This is a genomic window from Kineococcus sp. GCM10028916, assembly GCF_042674865.1.
Classification (GTDB): domain Bacteria; phylum Actinomycetota; class Actinomycetes; order Actinomycetales; family Kineococcaceae; genus Kineococcus.
The window spans coordinates 209,202-229,343 of record NZ_JBHTFM010000003.1 but is presented as its reverse complement, the minus strand read 5'-3'; the positions used below and the strand labels follow the sequence as shown (position 1 = coordinate 229,343).

Annotated in this window: 21 protein-coding genes; 10 read left to right on the top strand and 11 right to left on the bottom strand. The window is 72.2% G+C overall.

Annotated elements, in window-relative coordinates; all coding sequences use genetic code 11:
* Window positions 1-3: 3 nt before the first annotated feature.
* The 4 genes from ACFQ46_RS03555 to ACFQ46_RS03540 form a co-directional block, all read right to left on the bottom strand.
* Window positions 4-1,746: a gamma-glutamyltransferase family protein gene (locus tag ACFQ46_RS03555; RefSeq protein WP_380258397.1), complete on the bottom strand. Its 1,743-nt coding sequence runs from the start codon at window positions 1,744-1,746 to the stop codon at window positions 4-6.
* A gap of 71 nt (window positions 1,747-1,817) precedes the next feature.
* Window positions 1,818-2,705: an ABC transporter permease gene (locus ACFQ46_RS03550; RefSeq protein WP_380257261.1), complete on the bottom strand. Its 888-nt coding sequence runs from the start codon at window positions 2,703-2,705 to the stop codon at window positions 1,818-1,820.
* Window positions 2,702-3,658, bottom strand: coding sequence for an ABC transporter permease (locus tag ACFQ46_RS03545; RefSeq protein WP_380257259.1), 957 nt, complete (start codon window positions 3,656-3,658; stop codon window positions 2,702-2,704). Before ACFQ46_RS03545 ends, ACFQ46_RS03550 begins: the two co-directional genes overlap by 4 nt.
* Window positions 3,659-3,660: 2 nt before the next feature.
* On the bottom strand, window positions 3,661-5,289 hold the full coding sequence (locus tag ACFQ46_RS03540; RefSeq protein ID WP_380257257.1) for an ABC transporter substrate-binding protein: 1,629 nt from the start codon (window positions 5,287-5,289) through the stop codon (window positions 3,661-3,663).
* A gap of 159 nt (window positions 5,290-5,448) precedes the next feature.
* Between ACFQ46_RS03540 and ACFQ46_RS03535 the strand changes: the two genes are divergently transcribed.
* The 6 genes from ACFQ46_RS03535 to ACFQ46_RS03510 all read left to right on the top strand — a co-directional run bounded on the left by ACFQ46_RS03535 (window position 5,449) and on the right by ACFQ46_RS03510 (window position 12,087).
* Window positions 5,449-6,102, top strand: a complete 654-nt coding sequence (locus ACFQ46_RS03535) for a YoaK family protein (RefSeq protein WP_380258395.1) — start codon at window positions 5,449-5,451, stop codon at window positions 6,100-6,102.
* Window positions 6,103-6,248: 146 nt separating this feature from the next.
* A complete protein-coding gene (locus ACFQ46_RS03530) occupies window positions 6,249-7,148 on the top strand; it encodes a diguanylate cyclase domain-containing protein (RefSeq protein ID WP_380257255.1) in 900 nt (299 codons plus the stop codon).
* Window positions 7,149-7,262: 114 nt separating this feature from the next.
* Entirely contained in the window at window positions 7,263-8,915 is a 1,653-nt protein-coding gene (gene pgm, locus ACFQ46_RS03525; protein WP_380257253.1) for a phosphoglucomutase (alpha-D-glucose-1,6-bisphosphate-dependent), read from the top strand.
* 13 nt (window positions 8,916-8,928) lie between these two features.
* A complete protein-coding gene (locus ACFQ46_RS03520; RefSeq protein WP_328293967.1) occupies window positions 8,929-9,300 on the top strand; it encodes an RNA-binding S4 domain-containing protein in 372 nt (123 codons plus the stop codon).
* A gap of 23 nt (window positions 9,301-9,323) precedes the next feature.
* Complete coding sequence (add, locus tag ACFQ46_RS03515; RefSeq protein WP_380257251.1) at window positions 9,324-10,262, top strand: adenosine deaminase; 939 nt, start codon at window positions 9,324-9,326, stop codon at window positions 10,260-10,262.
* Between the two features lie 73 nt (window positions 10,263-10,335).
* Window positions 10,336-12,087, top strand: a complete 1,752-nt coding sequence (locus tag ACFQ46_RS03510) for a SpoIIE family protein phosphatase (RefSeq protein ID WP_380257249.1) — start codon at window positions 10,336-10,338, stop codon at window positions 12,085-12,087.
* Here the strand turns inward: ACFQ46_RS03510 and ACFQ46_RS03505 are convergent.
* Entirely contained in the window at window positions 12,038-12,250 is a 213-nt protein-coding gene (locus ACFQ46_RS03505; RefSeq protein WP_380257247.1) for a hypothetical protein, read from the bottom strand. The two genes, ACFQ46_RS03510 and ACFQ46_RS03505, sit on opposite strands and share 50 nt — an antisense overlap.
* A complete protein-coding gene (locus ACFQ46_RS03500) occupies window positions 12,247-12,627 on the bottom strand; it encodes a MerR family transcriptional regulator (protein ID WP_380258393.1) in 381 nt (126 codons plus the stop codon). The genes ACFQ46_RS03505 and ACFQ46_RS03500 overlap by 4 nt, the downstream gene beginning before the upstream one ends.
* 99 nt (window positions 12,628-12,726) lie before the next feature.
* Between ACFQ46_RS03500 and ACFQ46_RS03495 the strand changes: the two genes are divergently transcribed.
* Window positions 12,727-13,434 carry an SDR family oxidoreductase gene (locus tag ACFQ46_RS03495; protein WP_380257245.1) on the top strand — a complete coding sequence of 236 codons (708 nt, stop codon included), beginning with the start codon at window positions 12,727-12,729 and terminating at the stop codon, window positions 13,432-13,434.
* 2 nt (window positions 13,435-13,436) lie between these two features.
* On the opposite strand, the gene ACFQ46_RS03490 is transcribed toward ACFQ46_RS03495, so the two are convergent.
* Window positions 13,437-14,294, bottom strand: coding sequence for an NAD(P)H-binding protein (locus ACFQ46_RS03490; protein WP_380257243.1), 858 nt, complete (start codon window positions 14,292-14,294; stop codon window positions 13,437-13,439).
* A gap of 84 nt (window positions 14,295-14,378) precedes the next feature.
* Between ACFQ46_RS03490 and ACFQ46_RS03485 the strand changes: the two genes are divergently transcribed.
* Window positions 14,379-15,089, top strand: coding sequence for a TetR/AcrR family transcriptional regulator (locus ACFQ46_RS03485; protein ID WP_380257241.1), 711 nt, complete (start codon window positions 14,379-14,381; stop codon window positions 15,087-15,089).
* 99 nt (window positions 15,090-15,188) lie between these two features.
* Window positions 15,189-15,587 (top strand): hypothetical protein, encoded by a 399-nt coding sequence (locus ACFQ46_RS03480; RefSeq protein ID WP_380257240.1) that lies wholly within the window; start codon window positions 15,189-15,191, stop codon window positions 15,585-15,587.
* A 27-nt stretch (window positions 15,588-15,614) separates the two neighbouring features.
* Here the strand turns inward: ACFQ46_RS03480 and ACFQ46_RS03475 are convergent, their stop codons facing one another.
* The 4 genes from ACFQ46_RS03475 to ACFQ46_RS03460 all read right to left on the bottom strand — a co-directional run bounded on the left by ACFQ46_RS03475 (window position 15,615) and on the right by ACFQ46_RS03460 (window position 18,608).
* Complete coding sequence (locus ACFQ46_RS03475) at window positions 15,615-16,220, bottom strand: dihydrofolate reductase family protein (RefSeq protein ID WP_380257238.1); 606 nt, start codon at window positions 16,218-16,220, stop codon at window positions 15,615-15,617.
* A 76-nt stretch (window positions 16,221-16,296) separates the two neighbouring features.
* Window positions 16,297-16,695: a pyridoxamine 5'-phosphate oxidase family protein gene (locus ACFQ46_RS03470; protein WP_380257236.1), complete on the bottom strand. Its 399-nt coding sequence runs from the start codon at window positions 16,693-16,695 to the stop codon at window positions 16,297-16,299.
* A 70-nt stretch (window positions 16,696-16,765) separates the two neighbouring features.
* Window positions 16,766-17,674 (bottom strand): alpha/beta hydrolase, encoded by a 909-nt coding sequence (locus ACFQ46_RS03465; protein WP_380257234.1) that lies wholly within the window; start codon window positions 17,672-17,674, stop codon window positions 16,766-16,768.
* Window positions 17,675-17,678: 4 nt separating this feature from the next.
* On the bottom strand, window positions 17,679-18,608 hold the full coding sequence (locus tag ACFQ46_RS03460) for an aldo/keto reductase (RefSeq protein ID WP_380257232.1): 930 nt from the start codon (window positions 18,606-18,608) through the stop codon (window positions 17,679-17,681).
* 56 nt (window positions 18,609-18,664) lie between these two features.
* Here ACFQ46_RS03460 and ACFQ46_RS03455 point away from each other — a divergent pair, with 56 nt between their 5' ends.
* The gene (locus ACFQ46_RS03455; RefSeq protein ID WP_380257230.1) at window positions 18,665-20,113 is read left to right on the top strand and encodes a glucose-6-phosphate dehydrogenase (NADP(+)); all 1,449 of its coding nucleotides are present in this window, start codon (window positions 18,665-18,667) and stop codon (window positions 20,111-20,113) included.
* The last annotated feature ends 29 nt before the right edge of the window (window positions 20,114-20,142 follow it).

Sequence of the window (20,142 nt, the reverse complement as noted above, 5' to 3'; positions counted from 1 at the left end):
CGCTCACCGCCCCGCCGCGTAACCCTGGGCACCGCGGGAGTTCGCCGCGGCCTGCAGGACGCCGGTGGCCGGGTCCCGTTCGACGGCGGACAACCGCCCGAGCGTCCACCCGCCGGCCACGGTCACCTCGTGCCCGCGGGCGCGCAGACCGGCGACGACGTCCGCCCCGATCCGGTCCTCGACGACGGCACCCCCCGGGGTCCACGTCCGGGGCCAGAACGACCCCGGCATCGATGTCGTGTGCAGGGCGGGGGCGTCGATGGCCTGCTGCGGCGAGTACCCGCCGACGAGGGTCCGCAGCAGGTAGAGCAACTGCCACTGGTCCTGCTGGTCGCCGCCGGGGGTTCCCAGTGCCGCGACGGGAACCCCGTCGCGCAGCAGCAGCGTCGGGGTCAGGGTGGTGCGCGGCCGTTCCCCCGGGGCGAGGGCGGAGGGGGAACCCTCCTCCAGCCACGTCATCTGCAACCGCGACCCGAGGCAGAAGCCGAGTTCCGGGATCGTCGGGGAGGACTGCAACCACCCGCCCGACGGCGTGGCGGAGACGATGTTCCCCCAGCGGTCGACGACGTCGAGGTGGCAGGTGTCGCCGCGGGTGGTCCCGCTGGCCTCCACCGTGGGCTCGCCGACGGTGGGCTCCCCCACCCCCACCGCGTCGGGGGCCTCGGTGGCCAGCGGCGGCCGGAACGGTTCCGCGCCCTCGACGACACCGGGGCGGAACTCGTGCGAGGCGCGGTCGGTGATGAGTGCGCGTCGCGTCGCCGCGTACTCCGGCGAGAGCAGCTGAGCCAGCACCGCCGGATCGGCCTGCGACCCGTAGTAGGCGTCCCGGTCGGCGAGGGCGAGCTTCAGCGCCTCGAGGACCGTGTGCGCGCCGCGTTCCGTCGAGGGGTCGAGGTCGGCGTCCTCGAACCCGTCGAGGATCCGCAGCGCCTGCAGCAGGACGGGGCCCTGGCCGAACGGCCCGGTCTTGGCGACCGTCGTCCCCCGGAACTCGATCGTGACGGCCTCCTCGAGACCGGCCGAGAACCCGGCGAAGTCGGAGACCTCGATGACCCCGGCGTGGTCGGTGCCGGAGGAGTGGCGGTGCGGGGTGCGGAGGAACTCGACGGCCTCGCGGGCGATGAAACCCTCCCGCCACTCCCGCCGGAACGCCTCGATCCGGCCCTCGCGGGTCGTCTCGGCCTTCCCGGCCTCGAGCAGGCGTTCCAGGGTGCGGGCGTAGGCGGGGTTGGTGACGACCTCGCCCGGTTCGGGGATCCGTCCCTCGGGCATCCACAACGCGGCCGAGGTGGGCCAGTGGTCGCGGAACAGCTGCTCGACGGAGGCGATCGTCCGCCCGACCCGGCGCAGCACGGGGTGCCCGTCGCGGGCGTAGCCGATGGCGGGCGCGAGGACGTCGGCGAGTTCCCAGGTGCCGTGCTCGCGCAGCAGGACCATCCACGCGTCGACCGCCCCCGGGACGGCCGCCGCGAGCCCACCGGCGCCGGGCACGAGGTCGAGACCTTCCCCGCGGTAGTGCGCGACGGTCGCCGCCGCGGGCGCCGGCCCCTGCCCGTTCAGCACGACGGGCGTCGGGTCCGCAGCGGTGGCGAGGACGGCCGTCATGTCGCCGCCCGGGCCGTTGAGGTGGGGTTCCACGACGTGCAGGGTGAAACCCGCGGCGACGGCGGCGTCGAAGGCGTTGCCGCCGCGTTCGAGGACGGACTGCCCGACGGCCGTCGCGATCCAGTGCGTCGTCGCCGTCATGCCGAAGGTGCCCTGCAGGGTGGGGCGGGTGGTCTCGTCGGACGGTTGCGTGAAGTCGGGCGAGAAGGGGCTCACCGGTGTCCTCCGGGTTCGAGGGCGTCGCGCAGCGCGTCGCCGAACAGGTTGAAGGCCAGGCAGACCAGGACGATCGCCAGACCGGGGAAGAGGGCCGCGTACGGCGCGCGGAAGATGTACTGCTGGGCGTCGGAGAGCATGATCCCGAGGCTCGGGGTGGGCGGCTGGATCCCCAGCCCGAGGAACGACAGCAGCGCCTCGCCGATGACGACGGCGGGCATGATGACGGTCGCCTGCACGATGATCGAGGGTACGGCGTTGGGCAGGAGGTGGGTGGCGAGGATCCGCAACCCCGAGGCGTCCATGCTCCGGGCGGCCAGGACGTACTCCGAGCCCTTCAGCCGCAGGGTCTCCGCGCGGACCACCCGGATCATCTGCGGGACGTGCGCGATGCCCAGCGCGATCGCCGCGTTCGACAGGCTGGCCCCGCGGATCGCCGCCAGCCCGACGGCCAGGACGAGGAACGGGAACGCCAGCGTCAGGTCGGTGAGGCGGGAGACGACCGCGTCGAGACGGCGCCAGTAGCCCGCGACCAGCCCCAGCGGGGCGCCGACGACGATGGACAGCGCGACGGCGAGGATCCCGACCTCGAGCGAGGCCCGGGTCCCGAACAGCACGCGGGACAGGATGTCGCGGCCCAGGTCGTCGGTGCCGAGCGGGAAACCCACCGTCCGGGGTTGCTGGAACGGGGTCTCGAAGTGGACCTGCGTCGGGGGGTGCGGCGCGATGAGCGGCGCGAACACCGCGGCCACGACGACGAGCAGCAGCAGGATCCCGCCGGTCAGACCGAGGCGGTCGTGCAGCAGGTTCTTCAGGACCCGCCCGCGGCTCGACCCGAGGTCCACCGACAACCGGTCCACGCTCGTCTCCGTCGCCGCGCTCACGAGGTCGCCCCCGCCACCCGGATGCGGGGGTCGAGGACGCTGTAGAGGACGTCCACGGCCAGGTTGATGACGATGTAGGCGAGGGTCACGACGAGGACGACTCCTTCGATGACGGGGTAGTCACGGCTGAACACCGAGTCGAGGGTGAGCTTGCCGAAACCGGGCAGGCCGAAGATGCGTTCGGTGACGACGGCGCCGGAGATCAACCCGCCGAGCTGCAGCCCGACGAGGGTCACGACGACGACGAGGGAGTTCCGCAGCGCGAACCGGACGACGACGCGGGCGCGGGAGGCGCCCTTCGCGCGGGCCGTCCGGACGTAGTCGGCGCCGAGGTTGGCGAGCATCGACGCGCGGGTCTGGCGCATGACGACAGCCGCGATCCCGGTACCCAGGATCACCGCGGGCAGGGTGAGGTGGTGCAGCGCCCGCAACGGGTCCTCCACCGGGGAGACGTAGCCGGAGGCGGGGAACCAGCCGAGGCCGACGGCGAGGTAGAGGATCGCGAGCAACCCGAGCCAGAAGCTGGGGACGGACAACCCCAGGATCGAGAGCGTGTTCAGCCCGAACTCCAGCGGGGTTCCGCGCCGGACCGCCGCGAGCGTTCCGGCGACCAGGCCGATGACCACGGCGAACGCCATCGCGTAGAGGGCCAGCCAGGCCGTCACCGGCAACGTGGCGCCGATGAGTTCGGTGACCGGGGTCCCGGTGCGCACCGAGGTGCCGAGGTCGCCGGAGAGCAGGTCGTGCGCGAACCGCCAGTACTGCACCCAGATCGGCTGGTCGAGACCGAGCTGGGCCCGGATCGCCGCGACGGCCTCGGGGGTCGCCTCCTCGCCGGCGGCCGCGAGCGCCGGGTCACCCGGCAGGGCCCGGACCCCGGCGAAGACCACCATCGAGGCGAGCACGAGGGTGACGGCGCTCTGCCACAATCGGGTGAGCAGGAATCTCGCCACGGTCACTTCCCTCCGGCCAGGAACGCGGCCCGGGACAACCGGACCACTCCGTCGGCGTAGGTCTCGATCCCGGCCACGCCGGGGTCCTGGGTGGTGTACCCGGTGATGCTGCGCTGCCGGTACAGGTAGACGATCGGGTTGTCGCGCTGCACGACGGTCACCAGCTTCCCGTAGAGCTCGGCGCGTTGCGCGGGGTCGGTGGCCCGGGCCGCGGCCTTGACGAGGTCGTCGGCCTCGGGCGAGGAGTACCCGGAGTAGTTGTTCCCGGCCCCGGTGCTGAGGAAGCTCGCGCTGTTGCCGTTGGGGTCGACGCGGCCCGACCAGCCGAGCTGCACGGCCTCGAAGTCACCGCTGGTCTGCTGGTCCAGCAGGGTCGAGTACTCCACCGGCTGGATGGTGAGGTCGAAACCGCCGGCGACGACGCTGGCCTGCAGGGCCTGGGCCAGTCGCAACGAGTCGGCGGTGTTCGAGGTCGCCATGGTGAACCGGTAGGGCAGCTCGACGCCGGCCTCAGTGAGGAGCTGCTTGGCCCGCGCGGGGTCGTAGGTGGGGCAGGCCTCGCTCGCCTCGGTGGAGTACGTGCTGTCCGGTGGGACGAACGAGCAGGCGGGTTCGTACCAGTTGTTGAACACCGAGTTCACCAGCGCGGTCCGGTCCACCGACAGCGAGAACGCCTCCCGGATCCGCGGGTCGGTGGCCAGCGGCGTGTCGATGCGGCCGGGAGGTTTCCCGGTCCCCTCGGTGTTGCCGAGGTTGAACGTCACCGCCTGGTAGCCGAACGATCCGGTCTGCAGCAACCCGACGTCCTTCTCCTGGGCCAGCGCGTCGACGTCCTGCGGGGAGAGGCTGTCGGCGACCTGGACGTCACCGGAGCGGAGGTTCGCGGCGCGGATGTTGGCGTCGGTCATGATGCGGTAGGTGATGGTGTCCAGGTGAACCTCGTCGGCGGCGTAGTACAGCGGGTCGCGTTCGACGGTGATGGAGGTCTGCGGGACGCGTTCGACGAACTTGAACGGCCCCACGCACACGGGGTGCGCACCGAAGTTCGTCCCTTCGGCGGCCAGCGCCGTGGGCGACATGATCATCCCGGCCCGGTCCGCGAGCGCCGCGGTGAGCGGGGAGAACGGCGTCTTGTACCTGACGACGACGGTCGCGGGGTCGGGGGCGGTGACGTCGGCGACGGGTCCGAGTTCGCTCTTGCGCGATGACCCTTCGAGGGTCAGGTTCCGCTGGAGGGTCGTGACGACGGCGGCGGCGTCGAAGGGGGTTCCGTCCGCGAACACCGGGCCGGTGCGGACGGGGATCGTGACGGTGAGGCCGTCGGGCGAGATCGTCGGCAGTGCCGCGGCGAGCTGCGGGACGAGGTTCCCGTCGGCGTCGATGTCGTAGAGCTTCTCGCACACGGCGTTCATGACGTAGCGCGTGTACAGCGAGGAGGACGTGGTCGGGTCGAGCTTGTCGGGTTCGGCCGACAGCGCCATCACCAGGTCGCCGCCGTCGGCGACGGGGCGGGAACCGATCGCGACGCCGGTGACGTCCTCGCGGTCGGGGGCGGGCTGCACGGGCTGGACGGCCACGCAGCCGGTGAGGAGGAGCAGCGCGGCGAGCGAGCACGGGACGCGGACCTTCATGTGAACACCTTCGGGACGCCGACGAGCAGGTCAGGAACGTATACAATCGGGGACCGTACTCCCGCTTTGTTTCGGCTGTGTTGCCGACGCTCCGGTATCTTCCGGAACTCACCTGGAGGAACGGGGAGTTTCGTGGCGAAGAAGTGGCACCTGGCGCTCATGCTGGTCCTGACGTTCTCGACCGGCATCGTCGACGCCGTCGGCTACCTCGGCCTCGACCGCGTGTTCACGGCGAACATGACGGGCAACGTCGTGATCCTCGGCATGGCCCTCACGGGCGCGGAGGACCTGCCGATCCTCGGCCCGATCGTCGCGCTGCTCGGGTTCCTCGTGGGCGCCACCGTCGTCGGCCGGGTCCTGCGCAAGGCGCCGGCGGGCTGGACGACGGCCTCCTCGGTGGTCTTCGGACTCGTCGGGGTCGGACTCGCCGTGCTGGCCGCCGTGGTCACGGGGCTGCAGGGCGTCCCCGTCGAGGCCGGCACCACCGCACCGCCCGCCGCGCTGGCCGTCACGGGCGTCCTCGGGGTGGTCATGGGTGGTCAGGGCGCCGCTGCCCGCCGCCTCGCGGTCAAGGACGTGACCACGGTCGTCGTGACCTCCACGCTCACCGGCCTCGCCGCGGACTCCCGGCTCGCGGGGGGCACGGGCGAGGGGTGGCGGCGCCGGATCGGCGCGGTCGTCCTCATCCTGGCCGGGGCCGCGGTCGGCGCGGCCCTGCTGCGCTGGCACATCGGCGCGGGCCTGGCCCTCGCCGCGGTCATCGCCCTGCTCGCGGCCCTCCTCGGCCACCTCAAGGCGCGCGAGACCACCTGAGGACCGACGCTCCCGGCGGGAGGCGCCGCGAACGGGTGATGCAGCACTCAACCACTTTCTGTAAGGACGAGCATCACGTAGCGTTACCTCATTGCTCCACCCGTCCCTGCACCCGCCGGCGACGCGCGGTGGCGGAAGGGGACCCGATGGACAGCGGACGCGTCAGCGTGACGTCGCGGCCACAGGTCACCGTGCCGTTCGAGCAGCTGGTCCAGCAGGTGCCGATGGGGGTGTGGATCCACCTCGACGACCGGATCGTCTACGCCAACCGCTGCGCCGAGGAGATGCTCGGGACGGGCCCGGGGCAGGCCGTGGGCCTGTGGATGTCGCACCTGGTCCACCCGGCCTCCGCCCAGCTCGTCCAGGCCCGCACCGAGCGCCTGCTGGGCGGACGGGCGCTGTCCGGGTCCGCGGAGGTCACCCTCGTGCGTCCCGGCGGCGAGGAGGTCCGCATCGAGTCGGTGGAGACCACGATCGAGCTCCCCGAGGGGGTCGCGGTGGTCGTGACGGCCTGCGACGTCACCGAGCGCGTCCGCCGTGAGCGGCACCTGGCCCACGTGGCCACCCACGACGGCCTCACCGGCCTGCCCAACCGGCTGCTGTTCATCGACCGCCTCGAGCAGGCGCTGAGCGGCGCGGCCCGCCGGGGCGGGTACGTGCTGCTGGCCTTCGTCGACCTCGACGGGTTCAAGGCCGTCAACGACCGGCTGGGGCACGCCGCCGGGGACGAGGTCCTGCACCGCGTCGCGCAGCACCTGCTCAGCGGTTCGCGTGGCGGCGACACCGTCGCGCGACTGGCCGGGGACGAGTTCGTCGTCTGCGCCGAGCTCGACGAGGCCGCCGACGCCGAGGGGTGCGTGGCCCGCTACGCGGAGGCTCTCGCCCGGGCGCAGCGACCCTCGGACGTCGTCGCGTGGGGGGCGAGCACCGGTGTCCTCGTGTGCGACGGGACCTGGTCGGCCGCCGACGCCCTCGCCGAGGCGGACCGGCGCATGTACGCCGCGAAGCTGCCCCGGGCCCGCGGGACGGACGGCCTCCCCGCCTGAGCGTCCCGGGTCGCCGCGGCAGGGCGGTGGCGGGATGGCGGGCACGGGTGCAGCATCATCGGTCTCGACCGCAGAGCGCGGTGGCACCGGAACCGCAGGAGTGACGAGGAAGCCATGACGAACTCGCGCGCAGGACAGCTCGCAGAACCCTCGGACCTCATCGACGTCTCGCACGTCGTCACGGCCTACTACGCGACCCAGCCGGACCCCTCCGACGTCGGACAGCGCGTCGCGTTCGGCACCTCGGGCCACCGCGGGTCCAGCCTCGACGCGGCGTTCAACGAGAACCACATCCTCGCCACCACGCAGGCGATCGTGGACTACCGCCGCGAGCAGGGCTTCGACGGTCCGCTGTTCATCGGTCGCGACACCCACGCGCTGTCGGAACCGGCGTGGGTGTCCGCCCTCGAGGTCCTCGCCGCCAACGACGTCACCGTGCTCGTCGACGACCGTGACTCCTGGACCCCGACGCCGGCGGTCTCGCACGCCATCCTGCGCGCGAACCGCGACGGCTCCTCGATCCGCACGACCGGCAGCGGCCTGGCCGACGGCATCGTCGTCACCCCCTCGCACAACCCGCCCCGCGACGGCGGTTTCAAGTACAACCCGCCGAACGGCGGCCCCGCCGACACCGACGCGACGGGCTGGATCGCGAAGACGGCGAACGCCTACCTGGAGGCCGGTCTCGAGGGCGTGAAGCGCGTGCCGTTCGCGAAGGCCCGCGCGGCCGCGCAGGGCTACGACTTCCTGGGCACCTACGTCGACGACCTGCCCAACGTCCTGGACATCGACGCGATCCGCGACGCCGGGATCCGCATCGGCGCCGACCCCCTCGGGGGCGCGAGCGTCGAGTTCTGGCAGGCCGTCGCCGACCGTCACAAGCTCGACCTCACGGTCGTGAACCCGCTGGTGGACCCGACCTGGCGGTTCATGACGCTGGACTGGGACGAGAAGATCCGCATGGACTGCTCCTCGCCGTCCGCGATGGCCTCGCTCATCGCCAAGCGCGACCAGTTCCAGATCGCCACCGGCAACGACGCCGACTCCGACCGGCACGGCATCGTCACCCCCGACGGGCTGATGAACCCCAACCACTACCTCGCCGTCGCGATCCAGTACCTGTTCGGCAACCGGAAGGGCTGGCCGCAGAGCGCCGCGATCGGCAAGACGCTGGTGTCGAGCTCGATGATCGACCGGGTGGCGGAGTCCCTCGGCCGCACGCTGCTCGAGGTCCCCGTCGGGTTCAAGTGGTTCGTCCCGGGTCTGCTGGACGCCTCCGTCGGCTTCGGCGGCGAGGAGAGCGCGGGCGCCTCTTTCCTGCGCAAGGACGGGTCGGTCTGGAGCACCGACAAGGACGGCATCCTGCTGGCCCTGCTCGCCTCGGAGATCACCGCCGTGACGGGCCGGACGCCCAGCCAGCACTACGCCGACCTGACGACGGAGTTCGGAGCGCCGGAGTACAAGCGCTCCGACGCGGCCGCGACCCGCGAGCAGAAGGCGACGCTCTCGAAGCTCTCGGCCGACCAGGTCAGCGCGACCGAGCTCGCGGGCGAGAAGATCGTCGCGAAGCTCACCGAGGCCCCCGGCAACGGGGCGGCGATCGGTGGCCTGAAGGTCGTCACCGAGAGCGCCTGGTTCGCCGCCCGCCCGTCGGGCACCGAGGACGTCTACAAGATCTACGCCGAGTCCTTCCAGGGCGGCGAGCACCTCGCGCGGGTGCAGGCCGAGGCGCAGGAACTCGTCGACGGGGTCCTCTCGGGGAACTGATGGTGGGGAACCGATGACGAGGATCGACCAGTGGACGTGGGCGGTGCGGCTCTACAAGAGCCGCTCGCTCGCGTCCGCCGCCGTGAAGGCGGGCCACGTGCGCGTCAACGACGAACGCGCGAAACCCTCGACCAGCGTGCACGTCGGCGACGAGGTGCGCGTGCGGGTCGAGGGGTACGAGAAGGTCTTCGAGGTGGTGCAGCTGCTCGAGAAGCGGGTGGGCGCCCCCATCGCGCAGGCCGCCTACGTCGACAACTCCCCACCCCCGCCCCCGAAGGACGAGTTCTTCGGCGCGTTCGGCACCCGCGACCGCGGGGCCGGACGGCCGACGAAGCGCGACCGTCGCGAGATGGAACGGCTCCGCGGAGAACCCCCGCAGGACTGAACCCACCTCGGTAGGGTCGGGACGTGATCGAGGAACTCGACAAGGCCGAACTGCACGTCCACCTCGAGGGGACCCTGGAGGCCGCCGAGCTGTTGCGGATGGCCCGGGAGAACGACGTCGACGTGCCGTACACGAGCGTCGAGGACGTCGACTCGGCGTACGAGTTCTCCAGCCTCCAGTCCTTCCTCGACGTGTTCTTCCAGGGGTGCCGGGTGCTGCGCCGCCGCGACGACTTCGCCGACCTGGCCACCACCTACCTGCGCCGGGCGGCGGCCGACGGGGTCACCCGGGCCGAGGTCTTCTTCGGTCCGCAGACGTTCCTGGCCAACGGCATCCCGCTCGAGGACCAGCTCGAGGGGCTCTTCGACGGCTTCGCCCGCGCCCGCGAGGAGACCGGCATCGACGCCGCGCTCGTCGCGAGCGCGCAACGCCACCGCTCGGAGGACGACGCGCTGGCGATGCTGGAGGCCGTGATGCCCTGGGCCGACCGCATCGTGGGGTTCGGCCTGGGTTCCTCCGAGCTCGGCAACCCGCCGTCGAAGTTCGTCCGCTACTTCGCGACCGCTCGCGAGCGGGGTTTCCGGACGACCTGCCACGCGGGTGAGGAGGGGCCGGCGTCCTACGTCTGGGAGGCCCTCGACCTCTGCCACGTCGACCGGATCGACCACGGGGTGGCGATCGTGAGCGACCCCGCCCTGGTGGACCGGGTGGTCCGGGACCAGGTACCGCTGACGATGTGCCCGGTGTCGAACCTCCGGCTCAAGGTCGTCCCCGACCTGGCGTCGCACCCGATCCGGGAACTCTTCGACGCGGGAGCCCTGGTGACGGTCAACTCCGACGACCCGACGTACTTCGGCGGCCACGTCGGCGACAACTACCGGCGCCTGCGCGACGAGGCCGGGTTCAGCGAGGCCGAACTGGCGCAGCTCGCGCGCAACAGCGTGACCGCCAGCTGGACGTGATCTTCACCGTTCTGCTCCCGCGCCCCCCCAGCCGCGTGCTAAGAGTGATGTCTAGATAACGGAGGGTGGGGGGATGGCCGACGCCGTGCGCGACTTCGCCGCGCTGTTCGACGGATTGCCGGCGGCGTTCCTGGTCATGGACCGGGAACTGGTCATCGTCGAGGCGAACCACGCCTACTGCCGACTCCTCGGGCGCGACCGGAACCAGCTGATCGGACGCCACGTCTTCGACGCGTTCCCGCCCACGCCGGAGTCCCTGTCCGAGGACGGTGGGAACCCGCTGGAGACCGCTTTCCTGCGCGCCCGCGACGAGGGCAGCACGGAATCGTTGCCGCTGTTCACCTACGACGTCCGCGACCCCACCACCGGGGAGCTCGTCCAGCGTTGGTGGTCGCTGGTCTGCGCACCGCTGCCGGGCGCGGACGGGAGTACGGACCACGTCCTGCAGCGCATCGAGGACGTCACCGACTACGTGCGGAACCGTGAGGACGATCGTTCGCACACCCGCGACGTGGAGGCCGAACTCTTCGTCCGCCTCCGCGAGGTCGAATCGGCGAGAGCGGCGGAACGTTCGGCGGCGCAGCGGGTCAGTGCCCTCGGCGGCGCGGCGCTGCGCCTCGCCCAGGCTCAGCACCAGGAGGTGCTGATCGAGGTGGTGGCCGGTCTGGGACTGGAGGCCGTGGGCGCGGCCAGCGTCGAGATCGCCCTGGTCCCGCTCCTCGACCCCGACGGCCCCCTCGACCTCTGGCAGGTCACAAACACGGCGGAGCGGCGGGTGACCACCCGGGGCGAACTGGCCCGGGACCAGGTCTCCCACCTCGCCACCGCCCTCAGGACCGGCCTGCGCTCGATCGAGCCCGAGTGCATCGTCGTCCCGCTGAGCGCCGGCGACGGTCCGCTCGGCGCACTGGCCTTCTGCTGGCCGGAGACCCGGGCGATTCCCGACGTGGACGTGGACCTCGTGGAGACGATCGCGGTCCAGTACGGTCAGGCCGTCGCCCGACTCAGAGCCCGTGAGACGGAGCAGGCCGTCGCCGCGGACGCGGTCAGCATGTCCGAGGCGTTGCAGCGCAGCCTCTTGACCGAACCGCGCCAGCCCGAGGACGTCCTCGTCGTCGCCCGCTACCGACCCGCGGCGCAGCGCGCCCAGATCGGCGGGGACTGGTACGACAGCTTCCGGACCGCCGACGGTCGCACGACGCTGGTCGTCGGGGACGTGAGCGGGCACGACGAGGAGTCCGCCGCGGTGATGGGTCAGGTCCGGAACCTGTTGCGCGGCATCGCCTACTGCAGCGCGGCGGGGCCGGCGACCGTCCTGACCCGCCTCGACCACGCCCTGGTGGACCTCGACGTGGGCGGCCTCGCCACCTCCGTCCTGCTCACCCTGCAGGAGGGGCCGGGCGAGGGAGAACGCACGATGCACTGGAGCAACGCCGGCGCCCCGCCGCCGCTGCTGCGCTCGCCGGACGGTTCGGCGACCCTGTTGCAGCCGGAACCGGAACTCCTGCTGGGACTCGACCCGGAGACCGGACGCAGCGACCACCGGCTGGTCCTGCCCCTCGGGGCGGGCGTCCTGCTGTTCACCGACGGACTCGTGGAACGTCGCGACGCCGACATCGAGGACGGGCTGGAGTGGTTGCGGCACACCGTGTCCGGGATGCCCCACCACAGCCTGGCGGAGATCTGCGACGAGCTGCTGAGGATGGTCGAGGGCTACGCCGAGGACGACGTCGTGCTGCTCGGGGTGCAGGTCCTGGCCCCTGCGGACATCGACCTCAGGTCCGTGGCAGTTCCCGGAGCCACTGCTCGACCTCGGCGAGGGTGAGCACCGGACCCGCTGCCCCGAAGGCGATCCGGGCGTCCTTGTCCCCGGGTTTCCCGCTGGTCAGCAGGTACCCGGGATGCCGCGAGGTGGGGGCCTCGAGGGTCCAGCCCTTGGCCTTCGCCTCCTTGCGCAACCGGGCGAGCTGCTCGTCGGGGGAGCTCACGACGCGCGCTCGCAACCCAGTGCCGCCGGGTCGCGGCGGTAGGCCTCCCCGAGGCGGATGACCTCGTCGAGCTTGTCCCGGGTCGCCGTCAGCTCCTCGAGCTGGGCCTGCAGCCGTTCCCGTTCGTCGAGCAACCGCGCCTGCATCTCGTCGGTGAGGACCCCGTGCTCCATGCAGGGCAGGATCCGCAGGACGGCTTTGCTGCCCAGCCCCGCCGTGTAGAGGTTCTGGATGAACTTCACCCGCTCGACGGCCGCGACCGGGTAGTGCCGCTGGCCGCTCGGAGCGCGTTCGGAGGTCAGCAGCCCCTGCTCCTCGTAGTAGCGCAGAGCGCGGACGCTCACACCCGCCTGCCTGGCGACCTCACCGATGCGCACGGCCACCCCTCACCCTCTTGCCCGTCACCCTCTTGCCCGTCACCCTCTTGCCCGTCACGACTTGCCTCTCACGTCAACGTCAGGTTCTAGCGTAGCGGCATGGACATCGACAGCACCACCACCGCACTCGTCACCGGCGCCAACCGCGGCATCGGGCGACACTTCGCCGCCCAGCTCCTCGAGCGGGGCGCGACGGTCTACGCCGCCGCCCGCAACCCCGCCTCGATCGACCTTCCCGGCGCCCGGGTGCTCGCGCTCGACATCACCGACGCCGACGCCGTCGCGGCCGCGGCCCGCGAGGCGGGCGACGTGAACCTCCTCGTGAACAACGCCGGGATCTCCACCGGCGCGAACCTCCTCGACGCCGACCTCGACGGCGTCCGCGCCGACATGGACGTGAACTTCTGGGGGACCCTGTCCATGGTCCGCGCCTTCGCCCCCGTCCTGGCCCGCAACGGTGGCGGCGCCATCGCGAACGTCTCCTCGGCGCTCTCCTGGTTCGCCTTCCCGGGCTCCGGCGCCTACGCCGTGTCCAAGGCGGCGAACTGGAACATGAGCAACGCCCTGCGCCTGGAACTCGCCGGCCAGGGGACCCTGGTCACCTCGGTCCACCTCGGGGCGGCGGAGACGGACATGACCAAGGGCTACGACGGTCCCAAGATCGACCCGGCCGACGCCGCTCGCCGCACCCTGGACGCCATCGTGGCGGGGAAGATCGAGGTCCTCGTCGACGACTGGAGCGAGATGATCAAGGCTTCCCTCGCCAAGGACCCGGCCGAGTTCTACAGCCAGTTCCTCACGGCCTGACCTCAGTGCACCGCAGGCCGTTCGAGCACGTCCCGGACGGTCTGCGGTTCCCGGCCCAGCAGGTCGGCGAGCAACGGGTCGGTCCCGGCGAAGAACCCCTGCTCGGCCGCCTGGTACATGCCCAGCAGGAACCGGGCCATGAACTCCTGGGTGCCGGCGGCGACCTGCGCGGCGACCCACGCCTCCGGCGCGAGGACCTCGAGCTCGATCGTGCGTCCCGCGATCGCGGAGGCGGTCTCGGCCACCTCGGCGAACGTCGGGGCAGCGGTCGCGGTGAGGGTCGTCGGGCCCTCGAACGGGGTCGGGGACGTGAGGACCACCGCCGCGGCCTCCCCCGCGTCCTCGCGCGCCGTCCAGGAGACGGGCCCCTCGGCGGGGACGGTGATCCGCCCGGTCTCGCGCCAGGGTCCGCTCAGCCAGCCCAGGCTGTGCGCGTAGAACCCGTTGCGCAACGAGGTCCAGGGCAGGCCGGAACCCGCGAGCAGTTCCTCGGTGGCGGCGTGGTCGCGGCCCGGCCCGAACGGGGTTCCCGCGGCCGCCCCCTGGTGGCTGGTGTAGAGGATCCGCCCGACGCCGGCGATCACGGCGGCCTCGATAGCGTTGCGGTGCAGGGCGACCGCATCGGCACGCGGGTCGCTGGAGGAGACCAGCAGCAACTGCTCCGCCCCGGCGAAGGCCGTGGGCAGCGAGGCCGGGTCGGCGTAGTCGCCGCGGCGGACCTCGATCCCGCGGTCGGCGAAGCGCTGCGCCTTCGCGACGTCGCGCGCCACGACGGCGATCTCGCTCGCCGGGACGCGTTCGAGCAGGTGGTCGACGGTGACGCCGTTGAGGGCGCCGGTCGCACCGGTGACGACGATCATGGTGAACTCCTCTGGTATCGCTGGTATCAAAATCAGAGTAACCATGGAATCTCAGCGATAGCAAGAGTGCGTTACCGTTGGAACGTGACCGAGACGACCGACCGACGCAGCGACACCCGGTCGAGGATCGTCGACGCCGCCGCCCGGCTCCTCCGCGAGCAGGGGCCCGCCGCCGTCACCACCCGTCGGGTCGCCGAGGCCGCCGGCCTGCAGGCCCCCGCCATCTACCGCCTCTTCGGCGACAAGGACGGGCTGCTCGAGGCCGTCGCCGAGCACGTCATGTCCGGCTACGTCACCGCGAAGGCCGCCGTCGTGGCCGCCGCGACCGCCGAGGAGGTCGACCCCCTGGCGGACCTGCGCCGCGGCTGGAACTCCCAGATCGAGTTCGGGGTCACGAACCCGACCCTGTTCCGCCTGCTGAGCGATCCGGAACGCGTGGTGCGTTCCCCCGCAGCCGAATCCGGGCGCCGGGTCCTCGCGGCCCGGGTCCACCGGCTCGCCACCACCGGCCGCCTCCGCGTCGCGGAAACCCTCGCCGTGGACCTCTTCCAGGCCGCCGGGGTCGGCACCATCACCACCCTGCTCGCCGCCCCGCCGGAACGGCGCGACCCCGGTCTGGCCGACGCGATGTTCGAGGCCGTCCTGCGTCAGATCCTCACCGACGCCACCGACCCCGTGGACGACGCCTCGATCGCCGTCGCGTTCCGCGCCGTCGCGCCGGAACTCGACGTGCTCAGCGAGGGCGAGCGCCGGTTGCTCACCGAGTGGCTCGACCGGGTGATCACCGGGCGGTGACGTCCGCCGGGACGGGGTCGGCGAGGGACGAGCACCAAGTCACTACGCTTCCCGCACCACCGATCCGCCGGACGAGGAGCGACCACGACGGTCGAGACGTTGGACCTGCCGCACTCCACGTGGCTGCTGCAGTGGCGCAGCGACCGGCACTGGCGAGCGCTCGACCAGGCCCAGCACCAGGACGAGGTCGCCGGGTTGCACGAACCCCTCGCCGACGAGTGGGCACCGTGGACGGGCACCTGCCCGCCCGTGACCGGCCGGGGTGGGGACCACTGGGACGGCACGCCCTGCTGGTGGTCGTTGGTCGGAGAACTGCCCGAGGCCGACCTTCCGGACGTGGTGCTGGCCGACGGCGGCCACCCGCCGATCCTCACGGTGGGACGCGTGTGGGCGTGCGAGTGGGTCAGCCCGGTCCAGCACGCCACCGTCCGGTTGGGCGGGGAGGAGTTCGTCGTACCGTTCCGCCGGCCCGACTACCTACCGGTCAGCGCGGGTTGACCGGCTCGGAACGCGACGAGCCAGCCCCTACCCCATGTCCCCCGTCGCGGGCGCCCCGTCGGCGAGGCCGTAGCGCAGGTGCACCGCGCCCTTCGGCCCGGCCGACGGCGGTTCGAGCAGGGTGAGGTTCGTGGGCACCGCGCCGCCGTCGAAGACCTTCTTGCCCTCCCCCAGCACGATCGGGTGGATCCAGAGGTCGAGGACGTCGAAGAGCTTCTCGCGCAGCAACGTCTGGACGAGGTTCAGGCTCCCCACGACCTTGACGTTCTCGTGCCGGTCGCGGATCTCGCGGACGGAGACCGCGAGGTCGCGCCCCAGCAACGTCGAGCCGGCCCAGGAGAGGTCGGGCCGACCGCGCGAGGCCACGTACTTGGGGACCCGGTTGAAGAGGATCGCGAGGTCGCCCTCGGTCTGGTGCGGCCAGTAGCCGGCGAAGATCTCGTACGTCCGGCGGCCGAGCAGCAGGGCGTCCGTGCCCTCGTAGGCGGCACCGACCTGCGCCTCGCTGACCTCGTCCAGCAGCGGCGCCTGCCACCCCCCGAACCCGAACCCGATCGGGTCCTCGTCGGGGCCGCCGGGGGCCTGGCCCACGAGGTCGAGGGTCGCGAACAGCTCGAGGTGGATCTGGCCCACGTCGTCCTCCCGGTGTCGTCGGTCCGGTCGCGTGGTGGACCCGGAGGGTCCCGCGGACTCATCGGTCGCGGGGCGACTACTGCGCGGCACCCGTCAGGAGCCAGCGGGTGACGGGCACCTCGAGGAGCACCTGCGCTCCCCCGGGGTGCGCCGGGACGGTGATGTCCCACCCCCCGTACTTGGCCGCGAACCCCTGGACGACGTGCTGCGGGAAGCCACCGCGGTGCACGTGCGCGACACCCTCGGCGACCACCGGGTGGTCCCCGTCCGGCAGGGCCAGCGACACCCGGGGGTCGAGCGACAGGTTGCGCACCTTGACGTTGCGCTCGCCGCTGCCGATCCACCAGGTGCCGTGCTCGTGGACGAACCAGACGGGGGTCGTGTGGGGCGATCCGTCGGGACGCAGGGTCGTCAGCCAGACGGTGCGCTCCGTCCGCAGACGGGCCTCGACCTCGGGGCTCAGCGGTGGTGGCACCGGGGCAGTGGACCACGTCGGCGCACGTCCGGTACTCCCACCCGCCGGATCTCCACGGGTCCGTCGTGGATCAGCGGAAGGGGTCTGCGGTGGGTTCCAGTCGATCCCGGAGCCAGTCCTCGACGTCGGCGAGCGCGGCGCGCGCCATCGACGTCGGGTGCCCGGTGAAACCGTGCGGCGAGGCGGGGTAGACGCGCAGGTCGACGTCGACCCCGGCGGCCGAGAACCGCTCGGCCATCGCCAGGTTGTCCTCGAGCAGCACGTCGTCGGCCCCCACCACCAGGAGGACCGGCGGGAGACCCCGCAGGTCGGCGAAGACGGGCGAGAAGTCCGGGTGCGTCCGGTCGGCCAGGGAACCCGCGTAGGCGTCGAGGAAGTACTCGTCCGCGATGAGGCGTCCGGCGGGGGTGGAGCCGCTGAGGTCGTAGGTCCCGAACTGCAGCACCGCTCCGGCGGCGCGGCCGAAACCGCTGTCCCGCAGTCTCACGAGCGTCGTGACGGCCAGGGTCGATCCCGCCGAGAAACCCGTGAGCAGGAGCCTCTCCGTGCCGAACCGGTCCGCGGCGTTCCGGACGAGCCAGCGTGCCACGGTCTCGCAGTCGTCCGGGGCGGCCGGCCAGGGGTTCTCCGGGGCGAGCCGGTGGTCGACGCTGACCACCACGACCCCGAGGGCGTCGACGAGTTCGCGGTCGCGGACGTCGCTCGCCGCCGCCGACCCCAGGAAGAAACCGCCACCGTGCAGTTCCAGCAGGACCCCCGTCGCACGAGCGGCCGGGGCATGGATCCGCACGGGAACCCCGTCGAGCACCTCCACGGCCGGCGCGGGGTGCGACGCGGGCGGTGGGGTCGCCGCGGAGCGGGCCCGTTCGAGCTCGACCGGGCCGTTCGGACCGCGTCCGGGCACCCGACGGGCGTAGAAGTCGCGGGACTCCGCGACCAGCACGGCGAGGCGGGGATCCTCGGCCGGTCGACCGGTCACGAGGTCATCCCCAGGACAACGCGCTGCGGGTCGCCCAGTACGCCGCGGGCGTCTCGACGGTCCCGTCGGGCACCGACGCCGGGGGTCGCGCCGCGAGGTTCTGCTCGAGCTGGGGCAGCGTCACCGCCCCGCTGAGGACGACGTCGACGAAGGGCTGGGCGAGCACCGCCCCGAGCGCGAAGGCGTCGAGGGTCTGCCCGTCGAGCGCGGCCATCTGCGCCAGACCCGGTTCCGCCCCGTGGGCGGTGAGCCGGCCGTTGGCGACGCCCTCCTTCACCACGACGAGCCACCCGGCGTCGTGCGCCTCCGCCAGCGCGGCCCCGACCGAGCGTTCGAGGAGGTTCCACGTCGACTGCACCGCGCTGAAGGGGTTGTCGGGGACCGCCAGGGCCTGCTGCACGACCGAGAACTGCTCCGGGCCGCTGGTGGAGATCCCGACCCGCACCCCGCCCGCCGCGAGCGCACGCAGCCGGTCCAGCAGCTCCTCGTCGCCCAGCGCCGGGCTGTCCGGGGTCACCGAGTGCACCAGGTAGACGTCCGGGGTGGTGCCGAGGGCCTCGAGGGTCTCGGGCCACTGCCGGTCGAAGACGGCGGAGCTGTGGTCCTTGCGCTCGTGCAGGGGGGCGTCGAGCGTCCACTCCCCCACGTACTCGTAGCCCCACTTCGAGCCGATGGTCAGCTGCTCCCGAGCGCCGGGGCGGGCGGCCAGCCAGCTGCCGAGGAAGCGCTCGGCGTAGCCGTAGGAGCGGGCGGCGTCGAGGTAGCGGACGCCGAGGTCGAAGGCCCGGTCGAGCAGCTGGTGCGACCGGGCCTCCAGCTCCTCGACGGACCGCGCGGCGGCGAGGTCCTCGTCGCGACCGAGCGTGATGTAGGCGGGGCGGCCCACTGCGGCGAGGCCCAGGCCGAGACGGTGCACCCACGGAGACGTGTCCACAGCCGGGTAGCGTAGGCGCGGGCATCATCTGACCCCCCATCGAGTTGGAGACGGACATGAGCAACGCGCTGGGCGCCACCACCACGAGCGCCGGCCCCACCGTCTTCGTCGTCTACGGCGCCACGGGTGACCTCGCCAAACGTCTCGTCATGCCGGGCTTCGCGGCTCTCGCCGCCGCGGACCTCCTCCCCGAGAAGTGGGTCCTCATCGGCAGCGGCCGCAAGGCCCAGCCGGACGACTCCTACCGCGACCACGTCCGCAAGGGTCTGCAGGAGTTCGGCCGCGGCAAGAACGGTGTCGACGACGAGGTCATCGAGTCGATCCTGCCGGGGCTGCGGTTCGCCGGCGGCGGTTTCACGGCCGAGGACCCGGGCGAGCTGCTGGACGCGATCGCCGCGGCCAAGCAGGAGGTCGGTGACGACGCGCAGGTGGTCCACTACCTGGCCCTGCCGCCCTCGACCTTCCAGGGCTACACCGAGGCGATCGCCGCGCACGGCCTGGCCGAGGGTTCCCGTGTCGTCTACGAGAAGCCGTACGGCACCTCGCCGGAGTCGTTCGAGGAACTCGACCAGCTGGTCCAGTCGGTCTTCGACGAGCAGCAGGTCTTCCGCATCGACCACTTCCTCGGCAAGGAGGCGACCCAGCAGCTGCACGTGCTGCGGTTCGCCAACCGCATGATCGAGCAGCTGTGGAGCAACGAGCACGTCGCGCAGGTCCAGATCGACGTCCCCGAGGTCCTCGGGGTCGACGACCGCGCGACGTTCTACGACGAGACCGGCGCCACGCTGGACATGCTCGTCACCCACCTCCTGCAGGTCGCGGCCGAGGTCGCGCTCGACCCGCCGACCGACTGGACGTCCGACGCGCTGGCCCAGGCCCGCGAGAACGTGCTGGCGAAGTTCCGCCCGCTGGACCCCACCGAGGTCGTCCTCGGCCAGGGCACCGGGTACCAGGAGATCAAGGACGTCCGCGAGGGTTCCACGACGGACACGTTCGTCGCGGCCAAGGTGTGGGTCGACACCCCCCGCTGGGAAGGCGTCCCCTTCGTCCTGCGCACGGGCAAGAAGCTCGCCGAGAGCCACCAGCACGTGACCCTGGTGTTCAAGCGCCCGCTGAACAGCCCGCAGCACGACGACGACGCGGTGCCCGAGACGCTGACGTTCATCCTGAGCGGCAACGGGTCCGTCGAGGCCGGCGTCACCGCTCGTCGCCCCGGCGTCTCCGACGACCTGGTGCCGGGCAAGCTGTACCTGGACCTCGCGGCCCTGCCGAACGCCGAACCGCTGCCGCCCTACGCCGCGCTGCTGCGCGACGTCCTCATCGGCGACCGTGCGTTGTTCACGACGTCGGCGGGCCTGCGGGACGCGTGGCGGGTGGCCTGCCCGCTGCTCGCCGAGCGTCCCGAACTGCTGCCCTACGAACCCGGTTCGTGGGGTCCGGAGGCCGCCGAGGAGATCGCCGCACCGTTCGGCTGGCTGACCGAACGCGGGCAGTCGCGCTCCTGACCGACCGCCGTTCCCACGTCGCCCCGTCC

What these genes read in the sequence shown, in the direction of transcription:
- ACFQ46_RS03555 (WP_380258397.1), bottom strand. Translation starts at nt 1,746, where the DNA reads ATGACGGCGACGACGCACTGGATCGCGACGGCCGTCGGGCAGTCCGTC.
- ACFQ46_RS03540 (WP_380257257.1), bottom strand. Translation starts at nt 5,289, where the DNA reads ATGAAGGTCCGCGTCCCGTGCTCGCTCGCCGCGCTGCTCCTCCTCACC.
- ACFQ46_RS03535 (WP_380258395.1), top strand. Translation starts at nt 5,449, where the DNA reads ATGCTGGTCCTGACGTTCTCGACCGGCATCGTCGACGCCGTCGGCTAC.
- ACFQ46_RS03530 (WP_380257255.1), top strand. Translation starts at nt 6,249, where the DNA reads ATGGACAGCGGACGCGTCAGCGTGACGTCGCGGCCACAGGTCACCGTG.
- pgm (WP_380257253.1), top strand. Translation starts at nt 7,263, where the DNA reads ATGACGAACTCGCGCGCAGGACAGCTCGCAGAACCCTCGGACCTCATC.
- ACFQ46_RS03520 (WP_328293967.1), top strand. Translation starts at nt 8,929, where the DNA reads ATGACGAGGATCGACCAGTGGACGTGGGCGGTGCGGCTCTACAAGAGC.
- ACFQ46_RS03510 (WP_380257249.1), top strand. Translation starts at nt 10,336, where the DNA reads ATGGCCGACGCCGTGCGCGACTTCGCCGCGCTGTTCGACGGATTGCCG.
- ACFQ46_RS03495 (WP_380257245.1), top strand. Translation starts at nt 12,727, where the DNA reads ATGGACATCGACAGCACCACCACCGCACTCGTCACCGGCGCCAACCGC.
- ACFQ46_RS03490 (WP_380257243.1), bottom strand. Translation starts at nt 14,294, where the DNA reads ATGATCGTCGTCACCGGTGCGACCGGCGCCCTCAACGGCGTCACCGTC.
- ACFQ46_RS03455 (WP_380257230.1), top strand. Translation starts at nt 18,665, where the DNA reads ATGAGCAACGCGCTGGGCGCCACCACCACGAGCGCCGGCCCCACCGTC.